At 69.7% G+C, this 9,191-nt stretch carries 13 protein-coding genes; all 13 read right to left on the reverse strand.

The window, feature by feature from the left end; all coding sequences use genetic code 11:
* Positions 1–45 precede the first annotated feature (45 nt).
* Positions 46–333, reverse strand: a complete 288-nt coding sequence (locus Q0C41_RS06420; RefSeq protein WP_291982014.1) for a hypothetical protein — start codon at positions 331–333, stop codon at positions 46–48.
* Positions 330–644: a hypothetical protein gene (locus tag Q0C41_RS06425; RefSeq protein WP_291982016.1), complete on the reverse strand. Its 315-nt coding sequence runs from the start codon at positions 642–644 to the stop codon at positions 330–332. Before Q0C41_RS06425 ends, Q0C41_RS06420 begins: the two co-directional genes overlap by 4 nt.
* Complete coding sequence (locus tag Q0C41_RS06430; RefSeq protein WP_291982017.1) at positions 637–1,176, reverse strand: HNH endonuclease signature motif containing protein; 540 nt, start codon at positions 1,174–1,176, stop codon at positions 637–639. Before Q0C41_RS06430 ends, Q0C41_RS06425 begins: the two co-directional genes overlap by 8 nt.
* Positions 1,143–1,886 (reverse strand): hypothetical protein, encoded by a 744-nt coding sequence (locus Q0C41_RS06435; protein WP_291982018.1) that lies wholly within the window; start codon positions 1,884–1,886, stop codon positions 1,143–1,145. The genes Q0C41_RS06430 and Q0C41_RS06435 overlap by 34 nt, the downstream gene beginning before the upstream one ends.
* Positions 1,883–2,233, reverse strand: coding sequence for a hypothetical protein (locus tag Q0C41_RS06440; RefSeq protein ID WP_291982020.1), 351 nt, complete (start codon positions 2,231–2,233; stop codon positions 1,883–1,885). Before Q0C41_RS06440 ends, Q0C41_RS06435 begins: the two co-directional genes overlap by 4 nt.
* Positions 2,234–2,247: 14 nt before the next feature.
* Positions 2,248–2,562: a hypothetical protein gene (locus Q0C41_RS06445; protein WP_291982022.1), complete on the reverse strand. Its 315-nt coding sequence runs from the start codon at positions 2,560–2,562 to the stop codon at positions 2,248–2,250.
* Entirely contained in the window at positions 2,559–2,948 is a 390-nt protein-coding gene (locus Q0C41_RS06450; RefSeq protein WP_291982024.1) for a fibronectin type III domain-containing protein, read from the reverse strand. The genes Q0C41_RS06445 and Q0C41_RS06450 overlap by 4 nt, the downstream gene beginning before the upstream one ends.
* 12 nt (positions 2,949–2,960) lie before the next feature.
* Positions 2,961–3,434: a cell wall hydrolase gene (locus Q0C41_RS06455; RefSeq protein WP_291982025.1), complete on the reverse strand. Its 474-nt coding sequence runs from the start codon at positions 3,432–3,434 to the stop codon at positions 2,961–2,963.
* A gap of 230 nt (positions 3,435–3,664) precedes the next feature.
* Entirely contained in the window at positions 3,665–3,943 is a 279-nt protein-coding gene (locus Q0C41_RS06460) for a hypothetical protein (protein ID WP_291982027.1), read from the reverse strand.
* Positions 3,940–4,272: a hypothetical protein gene (locus Q0C41_RS06465; RefSeq protein ID WP_291982028.1), complete on the reverse strand. Its 333-nt coding sequence runs from the start codon at positions 4,270–4,272 to the stop codon at positions 3,940–3,942. The genes Q0C41_RS06460 and Q0C41_RS06465 overlap by 4 nt, the downstream gene beginning before the upstream one ends.
* Positions 4,269–4,610, reverse strand: a complete 342-nt coding sequence (locus tag Q0C41_RS06470) for a PEP-CTERM sorting domain-containing protein (protein WP_291982030.1) — start codon at positions 4,608–4,610, stop codon at positions 4,269–4,271. Before Q0C41_RS06470 ends, Q0C41_RS06465 begins: the two co-directional genes overlap by 4 nt.
* On the reverse strand, positions 4,604–7,255 hold the full coding sequence (locus Q0C41_RS06475) for a hypothetical protein (RefSeq protein WP_291982031.1): 2,652 nt from the start codon (positions 7,253–7,255) through the stop codon (positions 4,604–4,606). The genes Q0C41_RS06470 and Q0C41_RS06475 overlap by 7 nt, the downstream gene beginning before the upstream one ends.
* On the reverse strand, positions 7,252–9,191 hold a 1,940-nt coding region (locus Q0C41_RS06480), incomplete at its 5' end, for a hypothetical protein (protein WP_291982033.1). The genes Q0C41_RS06480 and Q0C41_RS06475, both read right to left, overlap by 4 nt.

Here is a 9,191-nt window from a genome sequence, read left to right on the forward strand (position 1 = left end):
CCGTGCGCGCGGCGTGTGTGGCGGTCACATGGCCGCCTCCGTTCGTCAGTCCTGCGTCCACTGCAGGTACAGGCCGCCCACCCAGCGACCGGTGTACCTGCGCGTGAGAAAGCCGCCGATGTCGAGATCGCCCTTGGCTACATCCTTGACGGTGAGCACGGCGGTGACCTTGGCGTCCTTCGCCTCCGTCATCTGCAGCGCAATGCGGAGGCCCGTGCGCTTGAGGCTGCCCAGTTCGGCCTCTGCCAGCGCGAGCACGTCGGCGTAGGCGTCCACAGGGACGACGGCCACTACCGGGATGGCCGGCTCTGTCGGCTTCGTCTCGTCGCTCACGGCTTGATCCCGTCCTTCACGCGCTCGCGGGCTTCGTGCTCAACGTGCGCGATCTGTATGGCCCGGCCCGCGTCATCCGGCGCGAGGTTGGACCGCAGCCCGAGCCACAGCAGCCACCGCTGATAGATGACGGCGCGATGCAGGAGCCAGAACTCCCACGCCCGGTCGACCACGAGGAAGGCGAGCACGGACGCGCCCTCCTGCATCAGCGAGTCATCGACGAAGCCGCCGCGCACGAGGTACGCGCCCAGCATTGCGACGGCCGCACGGACGATGGAGACGGCGATGGCGCGGAGCGTGGAGTTACCCATGGGCGACCTCCTGTGTTGCCTGCCCACCGCTACCGCCGCCGACCCACATTGCCGCGAATGCGGCCCTACGCCTTGCGCGGTAGCGACGGCCCGCAGCATTGACGCAAGCGCGGCACGCGCGTCCCCGCCCGCCCGAGTTCGGCACCGTGTTCTCCGGCGTGAATGCATGCCCATTGACGCACTCGCGCTTGTTCGCCTTGATGCCGCGGCGCTGATTTTCCGCGTTGGTGACTGGCTCGAGGTGTGCCGGGTTCACGCACGCAGTGTTGCGGCACAAATGGTCAAGCTGCAGCCCCGCAGGGATGGGGCCAACGAGCCACTCGTAAGCGACGCGATGGGCAATGGCAATCTTCCAGTTCTTCTTCTGGCCCTCGATAGGGCCAACCCCGAAGTAGCCGTACCCGCGCTTGCCACGATGGCCCGTCCAGTTCCAGCATGTGTCGGTCTTCTCGACCTTGACCCAGAACCGCTCCTGTGCCGTTGCGCCTCGTCGCATCGTCAGTACCTCATCACCGCGCGAGACTTCACCCACGCGGCAAACTGCTCCAGCGTCACGCGGATCGCGTCCAGCCGCTTGAGGATGTCGGTGACGTGGTTGTCCGTCGCGCCCGCGGGGCCGTTCCCGATCATCGCGTCGATGTAGCTATTGAGCAGGCCCAAGTCGGGAGGGGCCGGGTCCGGTTGCGGCCGGTTCTTGAGCTCGTCGACGTCGGCCTGCAGCTTGGCCAGCGCGACCAACACGGGCGCGAGGTCGACGGCTGGTGTAGTTACGACCGGGGGTGGCGTAGGTCCGGGCGGGGGTGGCGTACTTCCACCCGTCGCCCACGACAGCCGATGCGCGACAGGCGCGACCCACGGCCGGTTCCGCAAGTCGATGACGCCGATGTTGCTGCCCTGATTCGGCAGCAGCGGATTTCCGACCTTCGCGGCCGTGAGCACGTCGTAGTGGAAGCCGCTCGGCAGTTGCAGGATGTCTTCCGCAATCTCTCCGACCGGGCTGCCGACGCGCTGCCCGCCCGTCTTGCGCGACAGCCCCCAGCCCTCGTCGCGGTGCCGGTAGGCGACCTCGTTGAGGATCTCGCCCAGGTGCTCGTCGGACTGGACGACCGGGTACGGGTACTCGGCGCAGACCTCCACGAGCGTGCGGTACACATGGTCGGGGAGGGACGACTGCGCCCCCGCCGGCACGGACACGAACAGGGACAGGAGTAGCGCGAGGTACAGCGTCAATCGTCGGGTCATGCGGCCCTCTCAGACAGTTCTCGGGTCAGTGAATCGATGATGCGGTTCGCGCAGCGCAGGTCGGCCGCGAGCCGTTCGGCTTCGCTGGCCATCTCTGCGCGTTCGCGCAACAGGGCGTAGTCCGCGAGGCGCAGCGTCACGCGCTCGTCGCCCAGATAGGCGTCGCCCGGTGCCACCGGTGCGGGCAGTTCGCGGCCGAGGCGAATGAACGCCAGGTGATTCCGCGTCACTCCCAAGCGATGCATCCGCTGCTGGAACGTCGCCAGCCGGACACCAGACATCCGCGCGGCCTCTGCGACGTCGCCCTTCGTGGACGTGAGGGCGCCCAGCATCGCGTCGAGCGTCATGCCCTTGCCCCGGCTCACTGCGCGCCCTCGCAGGCCGGCGAGACGAGACGCGTCCACAGCACGGGACACGCGGTCGCGCCGCCATCGCACGTCACGGTCAGGCCGGCTAGGTCCGCCTCCGGGTCCGACACATGCACGCCGAACAAGGCCCGGATCGTCGTGCTCCACGTCCGGCCCGGCGAGACCGTCTCACTCTGCGTCCGCGTCCGACCCGTGCTGAACGTCATCCGCCAGCGCACCAGCATTGGACGGCCGGTCACGTTCGCCACCGACACGCCGGCATCCAGCGGGCGGGCGGTGTCGCCGAGCAGGTTGGTCAGCCACGTCACGGGGCGATCCTCAGATTCGTCGGGGCACCCGGCGGCATGGCCCGCACGAAAGGGAGCGCGTTCGATCGGTCGCTCACCCCCTGTGCATTGAAGGCCCGCACGGCCAGCAGGAACGGCCCATCGGCCGGCAGGACCGTCCCCGGCAGCGTCGCCGTCATGGACGTGGCCGGGACATCCGTGGTGGTCACGACGACGCCGGTCTCGGTCTCGCGGAACGTCTCGAAGCGGTAGCCCGTCGGAGCGCCCGCCGCGCCGGACGATGGGGCGTCCCACGTTACGGTCACGCCGGCACCTGGCGCGAGAACGATGGGCGTCTGTCCGTGCGCGACGAGAGGCAGCGACAGCAGCGCGAGGAGCACGATGGCGATCAGTCGGAATGTCTGCATCTGTCGAACCCTCTATGCGACCAGCCGGTAGAACCGGTGCGCGTCAATGACCACGGTTGGTGTCTGCCCCTGCGCCCACGCCGGCACGCGCCCCGGGGGCACCATCGCCTTGGGCGCGAAGTAGTGATCCGCCCCGCCCGTGGGGTCAGGAGCCACGCCGCCCATCACGTCGTCGGCCACCTGGAGCGCGCGAGCCAAGGCGGACCCGGGCGAGGGGGATGCGCCGTCGACCAGTTGCAGGGCCGCGGCCATCACGGCGGCGTAGTTGCTCGGCCCGCCCCACTCGTACCAGCACGAGAACTGCGACGGGCGCAGGCAGACGCCCTTCCATCCGTCGCCGAAGCGACGCGGATGCAGCGTGCGGTTGCGGATGACCCACGCCACCGCGTGCTGCCCCACGAGCCGCTCCCGCCGCGCTTCCCCGAAGACCGTCAGGGCCGTGGCTTGCCGGTCGGTCAGTTCGTTGCGGATCGCCAGCGCGTTCATCGCGTGGTCTCGCGCTCGCCGGGCCTGCGGTACGTCGTGTGGTGCTGCATCGGGTCGGTAACTCCTGCTCGGCCAACAGAAAAGGCCACGCTGCTCCGCGCGTGCGTCTCCGCACGGGAACAGGTGGCCTTGCCCTGTCGGCCTGGTTGTCATCCGCCCCCACACCGGCCAGGTGCTGCGTCGCCCGGTTCATGAGGCCGGGCCAGGGGGCGAACGTCTGTGCTACGGCGTCACTGCCGCCGCTTGATGTCCTTCACGTCGTCCTTGATCTCGGCGAGCTGCTGCTGGATCGCCTTCAAGGCTTCGTCCTGCCGCGCGGCCGCCAGCGCCGCCGGCAACACCGCCTGCTCGAGCGCCTTCACGCGCACCTCGAGCGATTGCACCTGGTTGATGTACGTGACGCCGCTGGCGAACAGGGCGAACAGGGAGAGCACCATCGGCAGCGTGGCGTTCTCGCGTACCCAATCGGCCAGCGTCCGCCGTTCGTCCGGCATCACGTCTGCATTCATCGCGGCGAGTCCTTACCGGGTGGCTCACCGGACGGGTCGGCCTTGCGAGGCTGCCCGGTCTGCCAGTCGATACCGGCGTAGCCAGGTAGGGCCGCGCGCACGGCGGCGTCAATGGCGTCGCGCTGCGCCTGCAGGGCCTGCGTCGTGGCTTCGATCTGCGCCCGCAGGAGGGCCATGCGGAGTTGCGCGTTCTCGACGCGGAGGGCAATCTCCGGCGGCAGCGCCACGGGGGCCGGCACCCCCACGACATCCCCGGTCGGTGGCTGTGGCGGCTGGCTGGCTGGCGACTGCGCGAGCAGGACGGCGGCGACGATCGACGGCAGAATCACGCCCGCCTCCAAGCCCGCGGGGCACACAACACGAGCGCCACGAGCAGCAAAGCGGCGGCGCTCGGTTCCGGCACCGGCTGCGCCGCGGGCGCGAGGGCCATCTCGTCCTCGACGCGCGAGACCCATTCGGTCGTCGGCGGCAGCGCTTCCCCCAGCGGCGAGGTCGGCAGGTAGGGATTGACGAGCACTGGCGGCATCGGCGGCTCAGCGCACGGGAACGTCGCGGGATAGGGTGTGCAGTTCATGGCGTGGCAGTGTGGCGCAGGCGCGTAGCTCTCGCCAGTAGACCGCACGGCGGGCGTCCCGGCATCAGCGGCGATGGCGCGGGCCGTCAGCATGTGCCGCCCGTCAAGATGCCGTAGGTGAACACGAGCGTGCAGGTGCCCGTCCCGGCACTGTTGCGGACCGTCTTGGTCCCGTCGAAGCCTGACGAGCCATCGATCAAGAGTTGCGTCGGATAAATCGTCAGGCTGTTGGTGCCCGCCGACGTCTGCACGCGCATCTGGGCCCGTGCCCCGGTAACGAGCGCGTCGTCGCCGGTGGCGGCCGAGATCGTCGCCGCGTAGGTGCCCGCATCGCCGCCGGAAACGTCGCTAATCAGCGAGCTAAGCGTCGAGAAATGCGAGTGTGTGTAGTCAGTGCCCTGCGTCGAGACGAACACATTTCCCTGGTCCGCGAGGTCGGCCGCATACATGCCGCCGACGGCCCCGCTCGGCGTGAACGGGAAACGATAGGCGCGCGTGCTGTCCCAATCCGCGGACCCGGTCGACGGCGTGATCGAGACGCCCGACGTGGTTAGCGAGACGTTGCCGGCAGCGAAGCTGCCAGACCCGCCGATCGTCGCGGCCCCCTGGATCGACAAGCTGCCCGTGCTGGTGATCCCGCCGGTGTCGCCGTCAAATTCGAGCGTGCAGCCGATGCCGGTCTTGCAGAGCCGGAAGTACCTGTCCGTCATCTGCGCATAGCCCTTGTTGCTGCCGGTCGTGTACCAGTTGCCCAGCAGCCACCCGTTGGCCGCGCTCAGCGAGGCGTAGAGCGTGCCGGCCGAGTTATAGGCCTCGAGCGCCCCGCCGTACGTGAACTGGAAGCGTTCGCCGGCGAGCGAGCCGAAGTAGGCCGCCGTGCTACCGATCCGGGCGCGGACCGTGGTGCCGTCGTCGTCGAGCCAATCCGAATTGCCATTGCTGCCGGCAATCGTGAAGCGATTGACCGTGCCCGAGCGGGCGAAGTAGTTGCCGCTGGTGTCGATGAAGGTGTTCCCCTGGCCGCTCGACGTCTGCCCGACCTCGACGCCCGACGTCGTCAGGCGCACCCAGGGCGTCGTCGCCACACGGATCGCCACAACGCCACTGTCGATGTAGGTGTTCGGCTGCCCGGCGCCCTGCATGCCCACGCGGATGTAGCCGGTGGGGTCGGCCCGCAACATCTCGTTGGTGCCGCCCTCCATGATGCGCAGGCCGTTGGTAGGCTCCGCGCACAGGAAGACGTCGGCCGCGTTCCCGGCGCAGAGGCCGAAGGTGCTCGCGCTGTACCCGTACGCGCCGTTGAGTTGCCCCCAGCGCGTCTGGAGGGCCATGTTGGCCGCGACCGGCGACGTCGTCCACGTCACGGCCTGCCAGTAGGGCGACTGTGACCCCTCGGTGCCGTCGTTCGCCCGCGCGACGAGGAAGCCCTGCCCGCTGACTCCGTAGTCGATGACCAGGGCGTCGGCCGCCACGACGGTGCTCGACGCCATCCCGCCGGCATTGCCGCCACTGCCGCGGGTGAACGTCCAGGACTGCGTTCCGTCGTTGCCGCTCGTGCCGTCGGTGTAGCTGCTGACCTGGCCGACGCAGTCGCCGATCGAGAACTCGATGTTGCCGTCGTTGTCGGCATCGGCGCGCGTCATCGAGCGCAACACCACCCAGTCATTCGCGGCGAAGACGCGGAGGTTGCCGTGGCCCGGGAAGTCTCGGACCCACAGCGTCGCCGTGCCCGCGGCGGCGGGACAGGTGAAGTCCTGCGCCAGGACGACGGTGCTCTTGGCGATGATCTGCCCGCCGTTGAGGGCGGTCTCGAGGTCCGCGATGAAGTTCTTGGTGTAGAACTCGTCGGCGTAGGTGTACCGGAAGTCCGCCTCGCCCGCGTAGGTGATGCCCCAGCCGGTGGTCCGCGACGCGAAGTTGGCCGAGCGGATCGTGTTGGCGGAGGCCATCACCAGCGCGTCGTTGATGCGCACCGTGCCGCCAGCGTTGATGTCGAGCGTCGCGGCACTGCTCGTGAGGTCGCCGCCGTTGACCGCGACGTCGCCGGATGCGGTCAGGCTCCCGGTGATCGTGCTGTCGGCCCCGGCCGCGAAGCCGCTGGTGAGCGTGGCCAGGCCAGACACGCCGAGTGTCCCGGTCACGCTGGAGTTGGCCCCCGCGCTGAAGCCGCCGGTCAGGGTCGACAGCCCCGTCACGCCGAGCGTGCTTCCGACGCTGGCCGTCGTCGACGCCGTGAAGGTGCCCGAGCTCGTGAGCGTGCCGGCCGCTGTGGTGCCGGTGTTGTTGATGGTCAGACGCGTGCTGCCACCGGTGCAGAGCACCATCGCGTTGCCGCCACTGCGCGCGAGGCCAGTGTCCGTGTCGGCCGAGAAGTACAGCGCCCCGCCGTCCGCACTACAGGAGCCATCGCGCAGGGCGATGCCCGACGAGAACGTCTGTAGGAGGCTCCACGTCTCCGCCTCGTCGGTGTACCCCGTCGTGGCGGGCAGGTCCGTCTTGGCGATCAGTCGCTCGAAGATGTCGCCGTCGCCGTCCGCGAACAGCACGTTGGTGCCGCCGCTCGTGCCCAGGCCGTCGAGGCGCACCGATGAGCCGGTGGGTGGCGCGGGGGTCGCGCCGACGCTGAGGGTCCGCGTCGCCGTGCCGGTCTGCGCAACCGCCACGCCCGCCCATGCCACCCACAGGGCCAGCGCCACCAGCCACGTCGCTCCTGCCTGCTGCCTGTGCCTCATGCTCATGCCACCTTTGTGACGCGGCCGCGTCCGACGACCGCATTGCTCGTGAGGGAGGCCACGCGCGCCTGGACGAGGCACGCCCCGGCGCTCGGTGCGTTGTATTGGTGCGTCGGGAACGCGAAGAAACTGTTGTCGCTGTAGTTCCCAAACGCCCAGGTACTCAGGCTGGAGACCGGCGTCCCGTTGATCAGGAGCCGCAGTTGCAGCGGCACCGCGGGCGTGTTGCTGCTGATCTGATAGGCCGCCGGCCGGAACTCCCACGTCCCCGTTGGGTCGCTGGGGTGGTCGATCGGCACGGCCTCGCTGATGTCCTGCCACGTCGTCGTGACCGGGAGCGTCTGGGCGTTGCTGCCGCCGATGGGCAGGGAGAGGCCGACGTACGGCGCGGCCACTGTGCCACCGGTGCCCGACGACCCGCCGCCGGCCCCCACGACGCCGACCACGCCGGCCGCCCGGCCCGCGCCCACCGACCGCCACGGCTCGCGCCAGTCGCGCCCGATGCCGGTCTCGACCATCGTGAGCTGCATGCGCGGGATCTGGTTCAGGCGCCCGATGTCGAGGATCTCGACGTCCTGGATGGTGAACGTCCCGGAGATGTCGTGGTCCGGGAATGAGCAGAGCGCCGACATCCACGGGTAGATCTGCCCGACGTAGTCGGTCTGGATCGTAAAGGTCTTCGGCGACTGCGCCCGCTCGGCCAGGTCGATCAGGTTGCGCGCGTGCGTCTGCGCGAGGTCGAGGTCGCCCTGCCGCGCGACCGACACATCGCGGACGACCGCGTAGTCGAAGGCCCCCGTGCTCAGTTGTGTGCCCGCCAGCCACGACCGTACGACGGCCGGATGCTGCACGCGCGGGGTGTACCGGATGACCGTGGTGCTGGACGGCGCGCTGCTCGACGTGCGCAACGCGGCCTCGGTCGCATCCCAGCGCCAGCCGGTCGACCCGTCCAGGGGCGTCGACGTGCTGTTGACGTAGAGCCCCACCAGCGTGCCGTTGTCGAGCGTGAGCCCTTCCTCCGCCACGACCGCGGCCGTCAGCCCGCTGGCCAGCGCCAACGTGGCCTCACCCGCCCCGTTGACGGTCGCGGCTGCCGAGAGGCTGTAGGGCCCATGGGCGGCGGCGCGGATCGTCAGGCCGGCGCGGAGCGTGATCGAGGCCGGCGCCCCCGTGATGGCGATGGTCGACACCGCGGCGGCATAGCCTGCGGCCGCGCTCACGCCAATCTCGGGCGGCAGCACATTGACCGGGAAGATGGTCCGCACGCCATTGGCCGCATGCGCCTCGACGTGGTCGAAGTAGTCGCTGCTCTGTCCGCTCGTCGTCGCGAACATCCGCGAGGCCAGCCGCACCTGGTCCTGACTCCACGCGGCCGAGCCCACGAGCACCGTCCGATTCGAGGCCGTGAACGACGTGGGCGCCGGCGTCAGGGATGCGGGGAACTGGTAGCCGAGCCAGCGGTCGCCGTTGACGCGCCACGCCTGCCCGGTCTGCTGCGTCCAGTCGTCGAAGATGGCCTTGACGGTGTACCCGAGATAGGTCCGCGCCGCGAGGATCGACCCCTGCCCGGCCGACATCGTCGGGGTCGTCCAGCCCTTCGCGGACAGGAAGCTGCCGCACAGGTTGATCGCCGCGGTCGTCAGGCGCGTGGACGAGGGGACGGTGTGGACCGGGACGATGACATCGTCGGCCTCGAACGCCCAGCCGCGCGCCTCGGCCCGCGTCCGCACGCCCGTCTTGCTGACCCGCTCCGTGACGCGCGTCACCACGCCGCCGTACTCCAGCAGCGAGCCGTTCTGGTCGATGCGCAGGACGTCCCCGACCGCGACGCGGAACCCGAACAGGGGATCGACCATCTCCAGCGTGGCGATCTCGACCGCGCCCTGCTTGCTGATGCGCAGGGTCCGCAGTTGCGTCACGCTGTTGGCCGCCGAGGAGTTGA

The organism is Luteitalea sp., from assembly GCF_022842525.1.
In the GTDB taxonomy this organism is placed as follows: Bacteria; Acidobacteriota; Vicinamibacteria; order Vicinamibacterales; family Vicinamibacteraceae; genus Luteitalea.

Bases quoted from the DNA above. Each gene is read 5' to 3' on its own strand.
- Q0C41_RS06440 (WP_291982020.1), bottom strand. From the start codon at position 2,233: ATGACGCTCGACGCGATGCTGGGCGCCCTCACGTCCACGAAGGGCGAC.
- Q0C41_RS06460 (WP_291982027.1), bottom strand. From the start codon at position 3,943: ATGAATGCAGACGTGATGCCGGACGAACGGCGGACGCTGGCCGATTGG.
- Q0C41_RS06450 (WP_291982024.1), bottom strand. From the start codon at position 2,948: ATGCAGACATTCCGACTGATCGCCATCGTGCTCCTCGCGCTGCTGTCG.
- Q0C41_RS06470 (WP_291982030.1), bottom strand. From the start codon at position 4,610: ATGCTGACGGCCCGCGCCATCGCCGCTGATGCCGGGACGCCCGCCGTG.
- Q0C41_RS06475 (WP_291982031.1), bottom strand. From the start codon at position 7,255: ATGAGCATGAGGCACAGGCAGCAGGCAGGAGCGACGTGGCTGGTGGCG.
- Q0C41_RS06435 (WP_291982018.1), bottom strand. From the start codon at position 1,886: ATGACCCGACGATTGACGCTGTACCTCGCGCTACTCCTGTCCCTGTTC.
- Q0C41_RS06425 (WP_291982016.1), bottom strand. From the start codon at position 644: ATGGGTAACTCCACGCTCCGCGCCATCGCCGTCTCCATCGTCCGTGCG.
- Q0C41_RS06455 (WP_291982025.1), bottom strand. From the start codon at position 3,434: ATGAACGCGCTGGCGATCCGCAACGAACTGACCGACCGGCAAGCCACG.